Genomic DNA, 17,642 nt, shown 5'->3' with positions numbered 1-17,642 from the left:
CCGACTCGGGGGGGGAGGAGCCAGACCGGGTTAGCACGGTCGCGAACGATCCGTGACTTCCATGGTGTACCCGAAGGCCTTCTCAGGCAAACCCACGCGCAGGAGCTTACGCCGAATGGTGGGTCCCTATGCTCATCCTCGTGGAAAACCACCTGCCGCCGCGCACCGCCGCGTTCTTCGATCTCGACAAGACGGTGATCGCCAAGTCGAGCACCTTGGCGTTCAGCAGGCCGTTCTACCAAGGCGGCCTCATCAACCGCCGCGCCGTGCTGCGGACCGCGTACGCCCAGTTCGTGTATCTGCTCGGCGGCGCCGACCACGACCAGATGGAGGGGATGCGAAAGTACCTCTCCGACATGTGCCGTGGCTGGAATGTGCAGCAGGTGCGGGAGATCGTGGCCGAGACCCTCCACGACCTCATCGACCCGATCATCTACGACGAGGCCGCCTCCCTCATCGAGGAGCACCACCTGGCCGGCCGCGACGTCGTCATCGTCAGCGCCTCGGGCGCCGAGGTCGTGGAGCCCATCGGCGGGATGCTCGGCGCCGACCACGTCATCGCCACCCGGATGGCGGTCCAGGACGGCTGCTACACCGGCCGGATCGAGCACTACGTCTACGGGCCGGCCAAGGCGCGGGCCATCACCGAGCTCGCCGCCGTCGAGGGCTACGACCTCAAGCGCTCCTTCGCCTACAGCGATTCGGTGACCGACGTCCCGATGCTCGAGTCGGTCGGCCACCCGTACGCGGTCAACCCCGACCGCGGGCTGCGCCGGGAGGCGGCGTCACGCGAATGGCCGGTGCTCACCTTCAGCCGTCCCGTCCGCCTGCACCAGCGCGTGCCCGCGCTGACGATGCCCTCGGGGCCCGTGCTGGCGCTGGCCGCGGTCGGCGCGGCCGCCGCCACGGCGGGACTCGTCTGGTACGCGGCCCGTCGGCGCAGGCCCGTCCTGTCCTGATACGCACCTGTGCGCGCCCTTCGGGGAGATCCTGCTGATCAGACCCCGTATGCAAAGAACTGCGGCGAGGGCTTCCAGTTCTCCCGAAGGTGCAGTAGAAAGGTTGTACGGCCCGCGTGACCACGGACTTCCGCGAGGAACCCCGTCGAATCAGGCCCCACGGACCGAGCATGACAGCTGGGAACCCACGCGACGCAGACCCGCTGACCGGGCCGGCCGCACCAGGTGACGGGCAAAGCTCCCGACCTGATGGGCAAATATCGTGCACGCCTGGTAATCCGACGGTCATGCCAGCGGCGGCACCTACGCGGTGCCGCCGCAACCTTGTGCGCGTGACCTTGTACGCGTGGACCTCGTGGCCCGCGCCCCGGGCGGTCCCTACGCGGCGCCGCGCTGCAGGGCCTCGCAGACCGCCACGCTCTCCCGTACGCCCAGGCCCACGGCCTTCCCGCAGTGCGAGATCCAGGCCGCCATGCCCGCGGGCGTGCCGGAGACGTAGCCCCGCAGCGCCTTCAGGTACTCCGCGCGCCCGAGTTCGGCGTGCCCGACCTCGGCCGGGCAGATGGACTTGGGGTCCAGACCGCTCCCGACGAGGACGACGCGCTGCGCGGCCCGCGCCACGATGCCGTTGTACGAGCCGAACGGCCGCAGGCACAGCAGCTCGCCGTGCACGACTGCGGCGACGACCAGCGCCGGCGCCTCGCTGCCGGACAGCAGCAGGTCGGCGAGTCCGTCGAGCCGTGCGACGACCTCCGCGGGTTCGGGCATCGGGAACTCGGCGACGTCCAGCAGCGGCTCCTCGACCTTCTCGCCGGTCTGCCGCGGCCGGCCGACCGTCTCGTCCGGTGAGGTGCCACCGGCCGCGACCAGGTGCAGCCTCGCCAGCGCCTGCAGCGGCGACTGCCGCCAGACGGAGAGCAACTGGCCGGACTCGGCGGTGAGCCGCAGCGCGGCGCCCACCGCGCGCGACTCGTCGTCGGAGGAGAAGTCGCTGCGCCTGCGCACCTCTTCCAGCGCCCAGTCGGCACCGGCGAGCGCCGCGGAACCGCGGGCGCCGCGCAGCGCCGCCTCCGAGGACACCTCGTCGGAGCGGCGGCGCATCACCCGGTGGCCGTAGACCTGGTCCACGGCCTTCCGTACGGAGTCCACCGACTCGGCGACACCGGGGAGCGAACCGAGGACGGCGAGCGGATCAGCTGTCGTACCCATAGCCACGACCCTACGCACCCCCGGCGGCGCCCCGGTGGGCGAGTGGGCATCGTCACGCGGGCCGGCACCCCCTCGCCGTGCCGGACGGAGGGGCCGGACGGGACCCGGATCTCCACCGACGGGTGAACTCCCGCGGCAAAAACCGCAGGAGACGTGCGCCGTCACTACGCTTAACGAACATGAAGATCGCTTTCGTCGGAAAGGGCGGCAGCGGCAAGACCACGCTGTCCTCCCTCTTCATCCGCCACCTGGCCGCCGCCCGCGTCCCCGTCGTCGCCGTCGACGCCGACATCAACCAGCACCTCGGCCCGGCGCTCGGCCTCGACGAGGAGGAGGCCGCCGCCCTTCCGGCGATGGGCGCCCACCTCCCGGAGATCAAGGAGTACCTGCGCGGCGCCAACCCGCGGATCGCGTCCGCGGAGACGATGATCAAGACCACACCGCCCGGCGAGGGCTCGCGCCTGCTGCGGATCGGCGAGGACAACCCGGTCTACGCCGCCTGCGCCCGGCCCGTCGCCCTCGACGGCGGCGAGGCGCGGCTGATGGTCACCGGCCCCTTCGCCGAGTCCGACCTGGGGGTGGCCTGCTACCACTCGAAGGTCGGGGCGGTGGAGCTGTTCCTCAACCATCTGGTCGACGGCCGCGGCGAGTACGTCGTCGTCGACATGACGGCCGGCAGCGACTCCTTCGCCTCCGGCATGTTCACCCGCTTCGACATGACCTTCCTGGTCGCCGAGCCCACCCGGAAGGGCGTGGCGGTCTACCGCCAGTACAAGGAGTACGCCCGGGACTTCGGGGTCGCCCTGCACGTCGTCGGCAACAAGGTGCAGGGCCCGGACGACGTGGACTTCCTGCGCTCGCACGTGGGGGACGACCTGCTGGTCACCGCCCGTCACTCGGACTGGGTCCGCGCCATGGAGAAGGGCCGCCCGCCGCGCTTCGGGGAACTGGAGGAGTCCAACCGCGCCGCGCTGCGGTCGATGCACGACGCCGCGGACGCCGCGTACGAGCGGCGGGACTGGGAGCGCTACACCCGCCAGATGGTCCACTTCCACCTCAAGAACGCGGAGAGCTGGGGCAACGCGCGGACCGGCGCGGACCTCGCCTCCCAGGTCGATCCGGGCTTCGTCCTGGGCGAACGGTTCACCCTCACCGGGTAATCGTTCGCCCGTTCGGGCGAATCCTCATCCACGGACCCTTTGTCTGCATTACTCTCCATTTACCGACTCTTGAGAGTAATCAAGCAATCACATTCCGTGACTTTCAAGGCCGAGAGCACCCGCCGCACCAGCCGTGACCACGACCGCGTACGCGCACCAGCCGGACGCAGCCGCGCCGCCCCGGAGGAGACGGGAACATGCAGCCCACGCCAGAACCACAGACGCAGCAGTCGCAGGTACCGCCGCAGGACCTGCCACCGCCACCGCCCCGCGCCGACGACGGGACCGCCGCCTGGCGGCACGATCTGTCGGCCTCGATCACCGTCTTCCTGATCGCCGTCCCGCTGTCGCTGGGCATCGCCCTGGCCACCGGCGCCCCGCTGCAGTCGGGGCTGATCGCCGCCGCGGTCGGCGGCATCGTCGCGGGACTGATGGGCGGTGCGCCGCTCCAGGTCAGCGGAGCCGCCACCAGCCTGGTGGTGGTCACCGCCGAGCTCGTCCAGCGCTACGGCTGGCGCACCACGTGCGCCATCACGGTGCTGGCCGGGCTCGCCCAACTCGTCCTGGGCGCCCTGCGGGTGGCCCGGGCGGCACTCGCCGTCAGCCCGGCGATCGTGCACGGCATGCTGGCGGGCATCGGCGCCGCCATCGCGCTCGCCCAGCTCCATGTCGTGCTCGGCGCACGCCCGGACAGCTCGGCGCTCACCAACCTGGCCGCCCTGCCGCAGCAGTTGTCGTCCCCGCATCCGGGTGCGCTGCTGATCGCGGCGGTGACGGTGACCGTGCTGGTCGGCTGGCCGCGCCTGCCCGGGCGGGCCGGCAAGGCGCTGCGCACGGTCCCCGCACCGCTCGCCGCCATCGCGGCAGCGACCGCCGTCGGCGTGCCCATCGTGGTGCCGCGGGTCGACCTGCCCGCCTGGCACACGGTGGCCCTCCCCGGGCTGCCGCACGGGCCGGCGCTCGGCATCGCCGCCGCCGTCCTGACCGTCACCCTGGTCGCGAGCATGGAGTCGCTGCTGTCGGCGGTGGCGATCGACAAGCTGCGCTCCGGACGCGGGGCGCCCGGGGACACCGTCCCGGCCCGCCTCAACCGGGAGCTGCTCGGGCAGGGCGCGTCCAACGTCGTCTCGGGCCTGCTCGGCGGGCTGCCGGTGGCCGGCGGCGCGATCCGCGGCTCGGCGAACGTGGCCGCGGGCGCGCGGACGCGCCGGGCCACGGCGCTGCACGGGGTGTGGGTGCTGCTGTGCGCCGGGCTGCTGGCGGGGCTGCTGGAGCACATCCCGCTCGCCGCCCTCGCCGCCCTGGTCATGGTGGTCGGGCTGAAGATGCTCAGCTTCGCGCACATCAGGCACGTGCACCGGCACCGGGAGTTCCCGGTCTACGCGGCGACGCTCGGCGCGGTGCTGCTGCTCGGCGTGCTGGAGGGGGTCCTGGCCGGGATCGCCGTGGCCGTCTTCCTGTCGCTGCGCCGGCTGACGCACACCCGGATCACGGTGGCGGAGGAGTCCGGCGTCCACCAGGTGCACGTACGCGGGCAGTTGACCTTCCTCGCGGTGCCCCGGCTGACCCGGGCCCTGGCGGAGGTGCCGGACGGTGCCAGCGCCGTGATCACCCTGGACGGCTCCTTCATGGACCACGCGGCGTACGAGTCGCTGCAGCACTGGTGCGAGGGTCACCGGGCGCGGGGCGGCTGGGCGACCCTCACGGGCCGGTCGGGCACGCCGATCACGGTCCCGTCGAGCGCGCACGCCTGCCGCCCCTGGACGCCGTGGCGCAACCACCACTGCACCAAACCGGGTACGGAGGCGGGTGCCGCCGGGCAGCTGGTGGGCGGGCTCAGCGCCTTCCAGCGCAACACGGCACCACTGGTCAGGGACGAGCTGGCGCGGCTCGCCCGCGAGGGGCAGCGGCCCACCCAGCTCTTCCTCACCTGCGCCGACTCCCGCCTGGTCACCAGCATGATCACCTCGAGCGGGCCCGGTGACCTGTTCACCGTGCGCAACGTGGGCAACCTGATGCCGCCGCCCGGCGCCGACGCCTCCTGCGACTCGGTGGGCGCCGCCATCGAGTACGCGGTGGAGGTGCTGGAGGTCGGCAGCATCACCGTGTGCGGGCACTCAGGGTGCGGCGCCATGCAGGCGCTGCTGGGCGGGGCGGGCCACGAGCCGGGGGCGCAGACCCCGCTGGCCCGCTGGCTCCGGCACGGCCGCCCGAGCCTCGCCCGGATGGAGCGGACCGGCCGGCCCGGACGCGGCGAGGTCGCCCTCGCCGACCGCCCGGTGGCCGACGACCTCGAACGGCTCTGCCTCGTCAACGTGGTGCAGCAGCTGGACCACCTGATGGCCCATGCCTGCGTCGCCCGCCGGGTGGCCGAGGGATCGCTCCAGCTGCACGGCATGTACTTCCACGTCGCCGAGGCCCAGGCCTACGTCCTCGACACCGGCACCGGCACGTTCGCCGCCGTACGGCCGGAGGTGCTCGACACCGTCTGAGCGGCCCGCCCGCACCGGGCGGCCCGCGCGTCCCGGCCCGCCGCGCACCTGCCGGCGGGCCGGACCCGTGTGCGGGTGCTCCACCCCGACAGGTCTAAACCAATTTTTGGCGCGAGCCCTTGTCATCCCGCCCCTCCGGCTGGTGAGCTATGGCCTGGGACACAAAAGGACACCCTGCGAAGGAGCACGGCGTGAGCAACGAGAGCCTGGCCAACCTTTTGAAGGAGGAGCGCCGGTTCGCTCCGCCCGCTGAGCTGGCGGCCGGTGCCAATGTGACCGCGGAGGCCTACCAGCAGGCCGGTGACGACCGACTGGGCTTCTGGGCGGCGCAGGCCCGCCGGCTGACCTGGGCGAAGGAGCCGACCGAGACCCTGGACTGGTCCAACCCGCCGTTCGCGAAGTGGTTCGCCGACGGCACCCTGAACGTCGCCTACAACTGCGTCGACCGGCACGTCGAGGCCGGCAACGGCGACCGGGTGGCGCTCCATTTCGAGGGCGAGCCCGGTGACGGCCGGGCCATCACCTACGCCGAACTCAAGGACGAGGTGAGCCGTGCCGCGAACGCCCTGACCGAGCTGGGCGTGACGGCCGGCGACCGGGTCGCGATCTACATGCCCATGATCCCCGAGACCGTCGTGGCGATGCTGGCCTGCGCCCGCGTCGGCGCCGCGCACTCGGTGGTCTTCGGCGGCTTCTCGGCCGACGCGCTGGCCGCCCGCATCGCCGACGCAGACGCGAAGCTGGTCATCACCGCCGACGGCGGCTACCGCCGCGGCAAGCCGTCCGCGCTCAAGCCCGCCGTGGACGACGCCGTGGCGCGCTCCGCCGGCGTGGGCAAGGTGCTCGTCGTGCGCCGCACCGGCCAGGAGGTCGCCTGGACCGAGGGCCGCGACGTGTGGTGGCACGAGATCGTCGAGCGGCAGTCCGCGGAGCACACCCCGGAGGCCTTCGAGGCCGAGCACCCGCTCTTCATCCTCTACACCTCCGGCACCACCGGTAAGCCCAAGGGCATCCTGCACACCTCGGGCGGCTACCTGACGCAGGCCGCCTACACCCACCACGCGGTCTTCGACCTGAAGCCGGAGACCGACGTCTACTGGTGCACCGCCGACGTCGGCTGGGTCACCGGCCACTCGTACATCGTCTACGGCCCGCTGGCCAACGGCGCCACCCAGGTGCTGTACGAGGGCACCCCGGACACCCCGCACCAGGGCCGCTTCTGGGAGATCGTCCAGAAGTACGGGGTCACCATCCTCTACACCGCCCCCACGGCGATCCGCACCTTCATGAAGTGGGGCGACGACATCCCCGCCAAGTTCGACCTGTCCTCGCTGCGCGTCCTGGGCAGCGTCGGCGAGCCGATCAACCCCGAGGCGTGGATCTGGTACCGCGAGCACATCGGCGGCGGCCGCTGCCCGATCGTGGACACCTGGTGGCAGACCGAGACCGGCGCCATGATGATCTCCCCGCTGCCCGGCGTGACGGAGACCAAGCCCGGCTCCGCGCAGCGTGCGCTGCCCGGCATCTGCGCCACCGTCGTGGACGACGAGGCCAACGAGGTGCCCAACGGCTCCGGCGGCTACCTCGTCCTCACCGAGCCGTGGCCGTCGATGCTCCGCACCATCTGGGGCGACGACCAGCGCTACCTCGACACCTACTGGTCCCGCTTCGAGGGCCGCTACTTCGCCGGCGACGGCGCCAAGAAGGACGAGGACGGCGACATCTGGCTGCTCGGCCGGGTGGACGACGTCATGCTCGTCTCGGGCCACAACATCTCCACCACCGAGGTCGAGTCGGCCCTCGTCTCGCACCCGAAGGTCGCCGAGGCGGCCGTGGTCGGCGCCGCCGACGCCACCACCGGCCAGGCCATCGTCGCCTTCGTGATCCTGCGCGGCACCGCCGCGGCCGAGGACGGCGACGAACTGATCGCCGCGCTGCGCGACCACGTCGCCAAGACGCTCGGCCCGATCGCCAAGCCGAAGCGGATCCTGACGGTGGCCGAGCTGCCGAAGACCCGTTCCGGCAAGATCATGCGCCGTCTGCTGCGCGACGTCGCCGAGAACCGGGAACTGGGGGACGTGACCACCCTGACGGACTCCACGGTCATGGACCTCATCCAGACCAAGCTCCCGAGCGCCGCGAGCGAGGACTGACCGGTCCCCGTCACCGCACCGAAGAGGCCCCCGCGGGGGCCTCTTCGCCGTTCCCCGGGGGTGCCGGGCCCTGCGACGCCCGGCGATTGTCCGTAATGTGAAAAACGCCGGAGGCTCCGGCGCCGACCCGATGAGCTGCCGGGCGCGTAAGAAACGCGACAGTGGATCGGGGCGTGCCGGGAAGTCCGGTCGGCAAGGTGATCAGCCATGCCGAGCCCGACCGGAGGTCCACCCCCCGTGACCGCGACCAACCGCCGCCGTTCGGTCTTCCTGGGCCGGATGTCCCTCCCCGAACGGAAGTACGTCGCCGACGCACTGCGGACGGAGACCGTGGGCGGCGTGATCCTGCTCCTGGCCGCCGTCGTCGCGCTGGTCTGGGCGAACACCCCGCTGAGCGCCTCGTACCGGTCCACCGTCGCCTTCAGCTTCGGGCCCGGGGCGCTGCACCTGGACCTGTCGGTGGGGCACTGGGCCGCGGACGGCCTGCTGACGGTCTTCTTCTTCGTCGCCGGCATCGAACTCAAGCGGGAACTGGTCACGGGCGAGCTGCGCCGCCCGTCGGCGGCGGCGCTCCCCGTCGTCGCCGCGATCTGCGGCATGGCCGTGCCCGCGGCCGTGTACGCGGTGGTCAACGCCACGGGTGGCGGCTCCCTGCAGGGCTGGGCGGTGCCGATGGCGACCGACATCGCGTTCGCCCTGGCGGTGCTGGCCGTGCTCGGCACCGCGCTGCCGTCCGCACTGCGCGCGTTCCTGCTGACGCTGGCGGTCGTCGACGACCTCTTCGCGATCCTGGTCATCGCGGTCTTCTTCACCTCGGGCATCAACCTCGTCGCGCTGGCCCTGGCCCTCGCCGGGCTCGTGCTGTTCCGGGTGCTGCTGCGCTGCGAGGTGCACGGCTGGTACGTGTACGTGCCGCTCGCCCTGGTCAACTGGGCGCTGATGCACGCCAGCGGGGTGCACGCCACGATCGCGGGCGTCGCGATGGGCCTGATGCTGCGCTGCCACCGGCGCGAGGGCGAGGAGCAGTCCCCCGGAGAGCGGATCGAGCACCTCGTACGGCCGCTCTCGGCCGGGATCGCGGTGCCGCTCTTCGCGCTCTTCTCCGCGGGGGTGCCGATCGCCGGCGGCACGCTCGCGGAGGTGTTCGGCCGCCCCGAGACGCTGGGCGTGGTGCTGGGACTGGTCGTCGGCAAGGCGGTCGGGGTGTTCGGCGGCACATGGCTGGCGGCGCGCTTCACCCGCGCGGAGCTCAACCGCGACCTGGCCTGGGCCGACGTCCTGGCCGTCGCCACGCTCGCCGGGATCGGCTTCACGGTCTCCCTGCTCATCGGCGAGCTGGCCTTCGAGGGCGACCAGGTGCTGACCGAGGAGGTCAAGGCGGCCGTCCTGGTCGGCTCGTTCACCTCGGCTGTGCTCGCCGCGGTGCTGCTCAAGCTCCGCAACGACAAGTACCGCCGCATCTGCGAGGACGAGGAGCGCGACGAGGACCGGGACGGCGTGCCGGACGTCTACGAGTGGGCGGACCCCGAGTTCCACCTGCGCATGGCCGCGATCCACGAGGCGAAGGCCGCCGAGCACCGCAGGCTGGCGGAAGTGGCGCGCTCCGGGGACACCGGCGAGGATGAGTCGGGCATGATCAGGGGGTAACCCGAATGCCCCGTATGACGACTGACGCACCATGACGACGACGGAGGACCCGATGAGCCCAGCGGACGAGCCCGTGAACGTGGGGGTGACCGTGAGCCCGAACGGAAACCGCAGCCTCGGCCATCTCTTCGCCTCGGCGACGGCGGACCTGTCCGAACTGGTCCACGAGGAGATCGCCCTCGCCAAGGCCGAGCTGCGGCAGGACGTGAAGCGCGCCGGCATCGGCGGCGGCGCGGTGGGCGCCGCCGGCATCCTGGCCCTCTTCTCGCTGCCGGTGCTCAGCTTCGCGGCGGCGTACGGCATCCACAACCTGGGGCTCGGCCTCGCCTGGTCGTTCCTCATCGTCGGTGCGGCGTACCTGGTGCTGGCCGGTCTGCTGGGCCTGATGGCCCGCTCGAAGTTCAAGAAGATCAAGAAGCCGGAGCGCAGCATCGCCTCGGCGAAGGAGACCGCGGCGGTGCTGCAGGGCGTCAAGCCGCACCCCCGGAGCGCCCCCTCCGGCACGACGGGGGCCACGGTGGAGGCCAAGGTGTGACACGCTCGGGGCATGACGGTCGCTGATAGTTCCCCGGTGGTGCGCATCGACGGGCCCTGGACCCACCGGGACGTCGCCGCCAATGGTGCCCGCTTCCACATCGCCGAGCTCGGCGACGGCCCCCTGGTGCTGCTGCTGCACGGTTTCCCGCAGTTCTGGTGGACCTGGCGGCACCAGCTGACCGCGCTGGCCGACGCGGGCTTCCGCGCGGTCGCGATGGACCTGCGCGGGGTGGGCGGCAGCGACCGCACACCGCGCGGCTACGACCCCGCGAACCTGGCGCTCGACGTCACCGGCGTGATCCGCTCGCTCGGCGAGCCGGACGCCGCGCTGGTCGGGCACGACCTCGGCGGATACCTGGCCTGGACGGCGGCCGCGATGCGGCCCAAGCTCGTCCGGCGACTCGCGGTGTGCTCCATGCCGCACCCGCGGCGCTGGCGCTCGGCGATGCTGACGGACCTGCGGCACAGCGCGGCCGGCGGCTACGTGTGGGGGTTCCAGCGCCCGTTCGTCCCGGAGCGGCAGCTGGTCGCGGACGACGCGGCGCTGGTGGGACGGCTGCTGCGGGACTGGTCGGGGCCCCGGCTGCCGGAGGACGGGACGGTCGACGCCTACCGCCGGGCGATGCTCATCCCGTCGACGGCGCACTGCTCGATAGAGCCCTACCGCTGGATGGTGCGCTCGCTGGCCCGGGTGGACGGCTTCCAGTTCAACCGCCGCATGAAGCGTCCGGTGCGGGTGCCCACGCTGCACCTGCACGGCTCGCTCGACCCGGCGATGCGCTCCCGGCACGCCGCGGGCAGCGGGGAGTACGTCGAGGCGCCTTACCGCTGGCGGCTCTTCGAAGGGCTGGGGCACTTCCCCCACGAGGAGGATCCGGCGGTGTTCTCGGCCGAGCTGGTCAACTGGCTCAAGGACCCGGAACCGGACCGTTAATCCAGTATGACGATCGGCCAAATGCCGGGCGCATAGGCCAACTGATGGAGCGCCAGGCGGTTACCGACCATGGACCCCGGGCAGACAGCTCGGTATGGGCTGGACGCACGACTACCGTGACGTGTCACGCGACCGCCGCGCCAACGGAGCGCGGGTCACCACCGGGACGCAGGCCCCGGACCATCGGTCCGGAGGCTCCCGCCTCGGCATTCCCCACATCCTCAGGCGCCGCGCCCGCTGGGTGGGCGCCCGGCTGAGGCATACCCGCAGCGACTGACCGCCCGGCCCCTCGCCGACCGGCCCGCTCCCCCGGAGGCCCTACAGGGCACAGCCCTGGGTGTCGACCTGCCGGTTCGCCGTACGCCCGGCCTGGACGTCCGGCTGGACCTCGTCCGCCGTCAGGGCGTAGCCGGTGTCCGCGTCGTCGAGGGACTTGGCGAACACCACGCCGTAGACCCGCCCCTCGGGGGTGAGCAGCGGTCCGCCGGAGTTGCCCTGGCGGACGAGCGTGTACAGCGAGTAGACGTCGCGCTCGACGGTGCCCCGGTGGTAGATGTCCGGGCCCGAGGCGGGGATGCGGCCGCGTACCCGGGCGGCACGCACGTCGAAGCCGCCGTTCTCCGGGAAGCCGGCGACGATGGCGTCGTCCCGTGACCCGGCGTCGGTGGTGCTGAAGGACAACGCGGGCGCGTCCAGGGACGGTACGTCGATGACGGCGATGTCGCGCTGCCAGTCGTAGAGCACGACCTTGCCGTCGTACACCCGGCCCTCGCCGCCGATCTGCACGGTCGGGTTGTCGACGCCGCCGACGACGTGGGCGTTGGTCATCACCCGGTGCGGCGCGAAGACGAAGCCGGTGCCCTCCAGCACCTTGCCGCAGCTCGGTGCGGTGCCGACGACCTTGACGATGCTGCGCCGCGCGCGGCCGACGACCGCGCTGTCGGCGAGCGCCGGGTCGGGAGCGGGGACGGCGGTGATCGGCTCGTTGCCGAACGGCGAGAAGACCTGCGGCAGTCCGTTCTGCGCGAGCACCGAACTGAAGTCGGCGAACCAGTTGTTGGCCTCGCGCGGCACGACCTGCGCCACCCCCAGCAGCACCCGGGAGGAGCGGACCTCACGGCCGAGGCTGGGCAGCGTGGTCGTGGTGGCGAGCGCGGAGCCGATGAGCCAGGCGACCAGCAGCATCGCCAGGACGTTCACCAGGGCGCCGCCGATGGCGTCGATCGCCCGCGCCGGTGACCAGCTGACGTGCGTACGGACCTTGTTGCCGAGGTGCGTGGTGAAGGCCTGGCCCACCGACGCGCACACGATGATCAGGACCACCGCGGCGACGACCGCCACCGTGCCGGGCTGCGCGTTGTCGGTGACCGCGTTCCAGATCGCGGGCAGCACGTAGACCGCGACGAGACCACCGCCGAGGAACCCGACCACCGACATCACGCCGACGATGAATCCCTGGCGATAGCCCACGATCGCGAACCACACGGCGGCCAGCAGCAGCACGATGTCCAGCACATTCACCCGGACACCGTCTCATGGAGGATCAACCCAGCGGGACCGTCTTTGCACGATCCCAGGGTCGTTCCCAGCCCGCGTGGTGGAGGATCCGGTCGATCAGGCCCGCGGTGAAACCCCACACCAGGGCGTCCCGCACCAGGAACGCGGGCCCCTGGAAGCCGCTGGGATGCGTCACCATGGCCCGGTTGGCGGGATCGGTGAGATCCGCCACGGGGACGGTGAACACCCGTGCGGTCTCGGCCAGGTCGACCGCTCCCACCGGCGACGGCGTACGCCACCAGCCGAGGACCGGCGTCACGACGAAGTCGCTCACCGGGATGTAGAGCCGCGGGAGCACCCCGAAGACCTGCACCCCCGACGGGTCGAGGCCGGTCTCCTCCCAGGCCTCGCGCAGCGCGGCCCGCAACGGCCCCTCGCCCTCAGGGTCGCCGTCCTCCGGGTCGAGCGCGCCGCCCGGGAAGGAGGGCTGTCCCGCGTGCGAGCGCAGCGAGGCCGCCCGCTCCATCAGGAGCAGCTCGGGCCCCTCGGCCCCCGCGCCGAGGAGGATGAGGACGGCGGAGGGACGGCCGCCGCTCGGCGGCGGCAGGAAGCGGCTGAGCTGCTCGGGCCGTACGCCGTCGACCGCGCGGACCACCGGGCCGAGCCAGGACGGCAGCCCCTCGCGGTCAACCGTGACGGACTCGATGTCGGGTCGTGCCTGCGTCACTCCACCTCCAGCGGCGGCGCCGCCGTGCCCGGGAATCCCGGCTGCGGCTTGAGCCGCTGCCCCGGGCCACCGCCCATCTCGTACTTCAGCAGCTTCTTCGCCTTCTCCGGATCCGTCTCGCCCTCGCCGTACGACGGGCACAGCGGCGCGATCGGGCAGACGCCGCAGGCGGGGCGGCGGGCGTGGCAGATGCGGCGGCCGTGGAAGATCAGCCGGTGCGAGAGCATCGTCCACTCGCTCTTCGGGAAGATCGCCATGACGTCCTGCTCGATCTTCTCCGGCTCCTTCGCATCGGTCCAGCCGAAACGGTGGACCAGCCGCTGGAAGTGGGTGTCCACGGTGAGGCCGGGGACGCCGAAGGCGTTGCCGAGCACCACGTTGGCCGTCTTGCGGCCCACGCCGGGCAGCGTGACCAGGTCCTCCAGCCGGCCGGGCACCTCGCCGCCGAAGGTGTCACGGAGCGCCGCCGACAGGCCGAGCAGCGCCCGCGCCTTGGCGCGGAAGAAGCCGGTGGGACGGAGGATCTGCTCCAGCTCCTCCGGGTCGGCGGCCGCCAGGTCCTCCGGCGCCGGGTACTTCGCGAACAGCGCGGGGGTGGTCTGGTTGACCCTCAGGTCGGTCGTCTGGGCCGAGAGCACCGTGGCGACGAGCAACTGGAAGGGGTTCTCGAAGTCGAGCTCGGGGTGGGCGTACGGGTACACCTCGGCGAGCTCGCGGTTGATCCGCCGGGCCCTGCGGACCATGGCGAGCCGCGACTCGGGCTTGCCGGACGCCCGCGCGCGGCCGCCGGGCGTCGCCCGGGCGGGCTGTTCGCTCACAGCGGAATCCGCGGCGGCGGTCACCCTCCTGGCCCCGCCACCCTGCCGTTTCTTCTGCGCACTTGGCGTATCGGACACCCGGCCAGCCTAAGCCTCACCACCGACAATCGCCCTGGAGAGCCGCGATCCGGCCCCCAAACGGACCCCCGGAGCACAATCACACGAGCACATAAGACAGACTTGTGATTGATCGCACTGTTTTTGCTGTCGGGCATGATGGGGACCGACCCAGCGATGTCGACAAGGAGAGAGCTCGTGGACGACGTTCTGCGGCGCGCACCGCTTTTCGCGGCGCTCGACGATGAGCAGGCCGCTGAACTGCGCGCCTCCATGACGGAGGTCACGCTCGCGCGTGGCGACTCGCTGTTCCACGAGGGGGAACCCGGGGACCGGCTGTACGTCGTCACCGAGGGCAAGGTGAAGCTGCACCGCACCTCCCCCGACGGCCGCGAGAACATGCTCGCCGTCGTCGGCCCCGGCGAGCTGATCGGTGAGCTGTCGCTCTTCGACCCCGGCCCGCGCACCGCCACCGCCACCGCGCTGACCGAGGTCAAGCTGCTCGGCCTCGGCCACGGCGACCTGCAGCCGTGGCTCAACGCCCGGCCCGAGGTCTCCACCGCGCTGCTGCGCGCCGTCGCCCGGCGCCTGCGCCGCACCAACGACGTCATGTCCGACCTGGTCTTCTCCGACGTCCCCGGCCGCGTCGCCAAGGCGCTGCTGGACCTGTCGCGCCGCTTCGGCGTGCAGTCCGAGGAGGGCATCCACGTCGTCCACGACCTCACGCAGGAGGAACTCGCCCAGCTGGTGGGCGCCTCCCGCGAGACCGTCAACAAGGCCCTCGCCGACTTCGCGGGCCGCGGCTGGCTGCGCCTGGAGGCGCGGGCGGTCATCCTGCTGGACGTCGAGCGGCTGGCGAAGCGCTCGCGCTGACGCCCGTACGCAAAGAAGGGGCGCCCACCCGGAGGTGGGCGCCCCTTCTTTGCGTCTCCTTCAGCGGCCTTCAGCGTCCTTCAGCGGCCGCGGGGCGTGGGGGCGCCGGACGGCCACACCGGACGTCAGATCAGTCCGTGCTCCAGCAGGTAGTCCAGCTGCGCCCGCACCGACAGCTCGGCGGCCGGCCACAAGGCCCGGTCGACGTCCGCGTAGACGTGGGCGACGACCTCGGAGGGGGTCGCGAGGCCCCGCTCGACGGCCGTCTCGACCTGGGCGAGGCGGTGGGCGCGGTGGGCGAGGTAGAACTCGACCGCGCCACGGGCGTCGGCGAGGACCGGGCCGTGGCCGGGCAGGACGGTGGCGACGCCGTCGTGCATCGTGAGCGCCTGCAGCCGGCGCAGGGAGTCCAGGTAGTCACCCAGCCGCCCGTCGGGGTGGGCGACGACCGTGGTGCCACGGCCGAGGACGGTGTCGCCGGTGAGCACGGCCCGGTCGGCGGGCAGGTGGAAGGAGAGCGAGTCCGCGGTGTGCCCGGGGGTGGGGACGACGCGCACTTCCAGGCCGCCGGTGGTGACGACGTCGCCCGCGGACAGGCCCTCCTCGCCCAGGCGCAGCGCCGGGTCCAGGGCGCGCACCGCCGTCCCCGTCAGCTCGGCGAAGCGGCCCGCGCCCTCGGCGTGGTCGGGGTGGCCGTGGGTGAGCAGGGTGAGGGCGATCCGCTTGCCGAGGGAGTGCGCGGTGGAGACCACGTTGTTCAGGTGGCCCTCGTCGAGCGGCCCCGGGTCGATGACGACGGCGAGCTCGGAGTCCGGCTCGGAGACGAGCCAGGTGTTCGTGCCGTCCAGCGTCATGGGCGAGGGGTTGGGCGCGAGCACGCACACCGCGCGGGCGGTCGCCCGGCCCCCGACCTCCGCGCGGGGCTTGCCGGGCTGAAGGGCCGAGGTCATTCGGCGGCTCCCATGCGCTTGGTGAATTCCTCGTGGCCGGGCCAGGTCAGCACGATCTCCTCGCCCACCAGCGTGGCCCGCGCCAGCACCGGGGTGAGGTCGCGCCCGTCCGCGGCGCCCGCCAGGGCCGCTGACGCCGAGTCGTACGGCAGCAGCTCCCGCAGCGTCGCGATCGTCGGCGGCAGCATGGTCATCTCGCCGCGGTCGTAGCCGTTCACGGCCTCGGCGGGCCGCAGCCACACCGTGCGGTCCGCCTCGCCCGACACGTCGCGGGTGCGCTGGCCGGGCGGGAGCGCGGTCACGAAGAACCACGTGTCGTACCGGCGCTCCTCGAACTCCGGGGTGATCCAGCGGGCCCACGGGCCGAGCAGGTCGGAGCGGAGCACCAGGGAACGGCGGGCGAGGAAGTCGGCGAAGGACAGCTCCCGCGAGACCAGGGCGCGCCGGTCGGCCTCCCAGTCCTCGCCGGTGGTGTCCGCGACGACGGACCCCTCGTCGGGCCCGGCCAGCAGCACGCCGGACTCCTCGAAGGTCTCGCGCACGGCCGCGCACACGATGGCCTGCGCGGCGGCGGGGTCCAGGCCCTCGCCCAGCCGGCCGGCCCAGGTCGGCGGCGGGGGCCCCGCCCAGGCCACCGGACGCTCGTCGCGCGGGTCCACACCGCCACCGGGATAGGCGTACGCGCCCGCGGCGAAGGCCATCGAGGCCCGGCGCCGCAGCATGTGCACGGCGGGGCCGCCGTCGCCGTCCCGCAGCAGCAGGACGGTCGCCGCACGGCGCGGCACGACGGGCTCCAGGGTGCCCGCGGTGAGGGCGCGGATGCGCTCGGGCCAGCTCGCCGGGAACCACTGGCCGTTCGTGGTGGTCATGTGGCGGATGCTATGCGCTTGCGCGGGGATGTTCGATAGGGCCCGGGCCGGGCGGGCCCGGGGTACCCCTCCGGTGGCCGGGGCACGGCGCCGCCGGAGGGGTCCGGGACGTCAGTCCTCGACCTCGACCTGGATCTCGACCTCGACCGGCGCGTCGAGCGGCAGGACGGCCACGCCGACGGCGCTGCGGGCGTGCACGCCCTTCTCGCCGAGGACCTCGCCGAGCAGCTCGCTCGCGCCGTTGACGACGGCCGGCTGCCCGGTGAAGTCGGGGGCGGAGGCGACGAAGCCGACGACCTTCACGACGCGCTTGACGCGGTCGAGGTCACCCACGACGGAGCGGACCGCGGCCAGGGCGTTGAGCGCGCAGGTGCGGGCGAGTTGCTTGGCCTCGTCCGCGGTGACCTCGGCACCGACCTTGCCGGTGCAGGTCAGCTTGCCCTCGACGAGCGGCAGCTGGCCCGAGGTGTGGACGTACGCGCCGGACCGGACGGCCGGGACGTACGCGGCGAGCGGGGCGGCCACCGCGGGGAGCTCCAGCCCCAGTTCCGCCAGCCGCTGCTCGACCGCGCTCACGCGTTCTTCTCCCGCTTAAAGTACGCCACCAGCTGCTCGGGGTTGTTCGGGCCCGGCACGACCTGGACGAGCTCCCAGCCGTCCTCGCCCCAGGTGTCCAGGATCTGCTTCGTCGCGTGCACCAGCAGCGGCACGGTCGCGTATTCCCACTTCGTCATGAGGGGACTGTAATGCCTGGCACAGC

General features: G+C 72.6%; 17 protein-coding genes. 9 read left to right on the top strand and 8 right to left on the bottom strand.

The annotated features are described in order from the left end of the window. Nucleotides 1-128: 128 nt before the first annotated feature. Nucleotides 129-959, top strand: coding sequence for an HAD family hydrolase (locus AC1VWI_RS23920; protein WP_499513066.1), 831 nt, complete (start codon nucleotides 129-131; stop codon nucleotides 957-959). Nucleotides 960-1,337: 378 nt separating this feature from the next. Here the strand turns inward: AC1VWI_RS23920 and AC1VWI_RS23915 are convergent, their stop codons facing one another. Then, a complete protein-coding gene (locus AC1VWI_RS23915) occupies nucleotides 1,338-2,168 on the bottom strand; it encodes a Fic family protein (RefSeq protein ID WP_499513065.1) in 831 nt (276 codons plus the stop codon). A gap of 179 nt (nucleotides 2,169-2,347) precedes the next feature. Here AC1VWI_RS23915 and AC1VWI_RS23910 point away from each other — a divergent pair, with 179 nt between their 5' ends. The 7 genes from AC1VWI_RS23910 (at nucleotide 2,348) to AC1VWI_RS23880 (ending at nucleotide 11,368) form a co-directional block, all read left to right on the top strand. Beyond that, nucleotides 2,348-3,328, top strand: a complete 981-nt coding sequence (locus AC1VWI_RS23910) for an ATP-binding protein (protein WP_499513064.1) — start codon at nucleotides 2,348-2,350, stop codon at nucleotides 3,326-3,328. A gap of 197 nt (nucleotides 3,329-3,525) precedes the next feature. Beyond that, complete coding sequence (locus AC1VWI_RS23905; protein WP_499513063.1) at nucleotides 3,526-5,820, top strand: SulP family inorganic anion transporter; 2,295 nt, start codon at nucleotides 3,526-3,528, stop codon at nucleotides 5,818-5,820. 149 nt (nucleotides 5,821-5,969) lie between these two features. Then, nucleotides 5,970-7,973, top strand: coding sequence for an acetate--CoA ligase (gene acs, locus AC1VWI_RS23900; protein ID WP_499513062.1), 2,004 nt, complete (start codon nucleotides 5,970-5,972; stop codon nucleotides 7,971-7,973). A 207-nt stretch (nucleotides 7,974-8,180) separates the two neighbouring features. Continuing rightward, nucleotides 8,181-9,620, top strand: coding sequence for a Na+/H+ antiporter NhaA (gene nhaA, locus AC1VWI_RS23895; RefSeq protein WP_499513061.1), 1,440 nt, complete (start codon nucleotides 8,181-8,183; stop codon nucleotides 9,618-9,620). 52 nt (nucleotides 9,621-9,672) lie between these two features. Further along, nucleotides 9,673-10,155, top strand: a complete 483-nt coding sequence (locus AC1VWI_RS23890) for a phage holin family protein (RefSeq protein ID WP_499513060.1) — start codon at nucleotides 9,673-9,675, stop codon at nucleotides 10,153-10,155. A gap of 12 nt (nucleotides 10,156-10,167) precedes the next feature. Continuing rightward, nucleotides 10,168-11,091 (top strand): alpha/beta fold hydrolase, encoded by a 924-nt coding sequence (locus AC1VWI_RS23885; RefSeq protein ID WP_499513059.1) that lies wholly within the window; start codon nucleotides 10,168-10,170, stop codon nucleotides 11,089-11,091. A 94-nt stretch (nucleotides 11,092-11,185) separates the two neighbouring features. After that, nucleotides 11,186-11,368, top strand: coding sequence for a hypothetical protein (locus tag AC1VWI_RS23880; protein ID WP_499513058.1), 183 nt, complete (start codon nucleotides 11,186-11,188; stop codon nucleotides 11,366-11,368). Nucleotides 11,369-11,409: 41 nt separating this feature from the next. On the opposite strand, the gene AC1VWI_RS23875 is transcribed toward AC1VWI_RS23880, so the two are convergent. From AC1VWI_RS23875 to nth, 3 genes are read right to left on the bottom strand one after another with little or no spacing between them, the layout of a single operon-like run. Further along, nucleotides 11,410-12,612: a MarP family serine protease gene (locus tag AC1VWI_RS23875; protein WP_499513057.1), complete on the bottom strand. Its 1,203-nt coding sequence runs from the start codon at nucleotides 12,610-12,612 to the stop codon at nucleotides 11,410-11,412. Nucleotides 12,613-12,634: 22 nt separating this feature from the next. Beyond that, complete coding sequence (locus tag AC1VWI_RS23870; protein WP_499513056.1) at nucleotides 12,635-13,315, bottom strand: NUDIX hydrolase; 681 nt, start codon at nucleotides 13,313-13,315, stop codon at nucleotides 12,635-12,637. After that, on the bottom strand, nucleotides 13,312-14,133 hold the full coding sequence (nth, locus tag AC1VWI_RS23865; RefSeq protein WP_499513055.1) for an endonuclease III: 822 nt from the start codon (nucleotides 14,131-14,133) through the stop codon (nucleotides 13,312-13,314). The genes AC1VWI_RS23870 and nth overlap by 4 nt, the downstream gene beginning before the upstream one ends. A gap of 255 nt (nucleotides 14,134-14,388) precedes the next feature. On the opposite strand from nth, the gene AC1VWI_RS23860 reads away from it, so the two are divergent. Next, nucleotides 14,389-15,063, top strand: coding sequence for a Crp/Fnr family transcriptional regulator (locus AC1VWI_RS23860; RefSeq protein ID WP_431950174.1), 675 nt, complete (start codon nucleotides 14,389-14,391; stop codon nucleotides 15,061-15,063). A gap of 125 nt (nucleotides 15,064-15,188) precedes the next feature. On the opposite strand, the gene AC1VWI_RS23855 is transcribed toward AC1VWI_RS23860, so the two are convergent. The 4 genes from AC1VWI_RS23855 to sp36 form a co-directional block, all read right to left on the bottom strand. Beyond that, a complete protein-coding gene (locus tag AC1VWI_RS23855; RefSeq protein ID WP_499513054.1) occupies nucleotides 15,189-16,013 on the bottom strand; it encodes an MBL fold metallo-hydrolase in 825 nt (274 codons plus the stop codon). After that, the gene (locus tag AC1VWI_RS23850) at nucleotides 16,010-16,882 is read right to left on the bottom strand and encodes an NUDIX hydrolase (protein WP_499513053.1); all 873 of its coding nucleotides are present in this window, start codon (nucleotides 16,880-16,882) and stop codon (nucleotides 16,010-16,012) included. The genes AC1VWI_RS23855 and AC1VWI_RS23850 overlap by 4 nt, the downstream gene beginning before the upstream one ends. A gap of 111 nt (nucleotides 16,883-16,993) precedes the next feature. Next, nucleotides 16,994-17,458, bottom strand: a complete 465-nt coding sequence (locus AC1VWI_RS23845; RefSeq protein ID WP_499513052.1) for a RidA family protein — start codon at nucleotides 17,456-17,458, stop codon at nucleotides 16,994-16,996. After that, a complete protein-coding gene (gene sp36 / locus AC1VWI_RS23840) occupies nucleotides 17,455-17,616 on the bottom strand; it encodes a Sp36 family protein (RefSeq protein WP_450400653.1) in 162 nt (53 codons plus the stop codon). Before sp36 ends, AC1VWI_RS23845 begins: the two co-directional genes overlap by 4 nt. Between the last annotated feature and the right edge of the window lie 26 nt (nucleotides 17,617-17,642).

Source organism: Streptomyces sp. TOM-9, from assembly GCF_056858595.1.
This window is presented reverse-complemented; position numbering and strand designations above follow the sequence as displayed.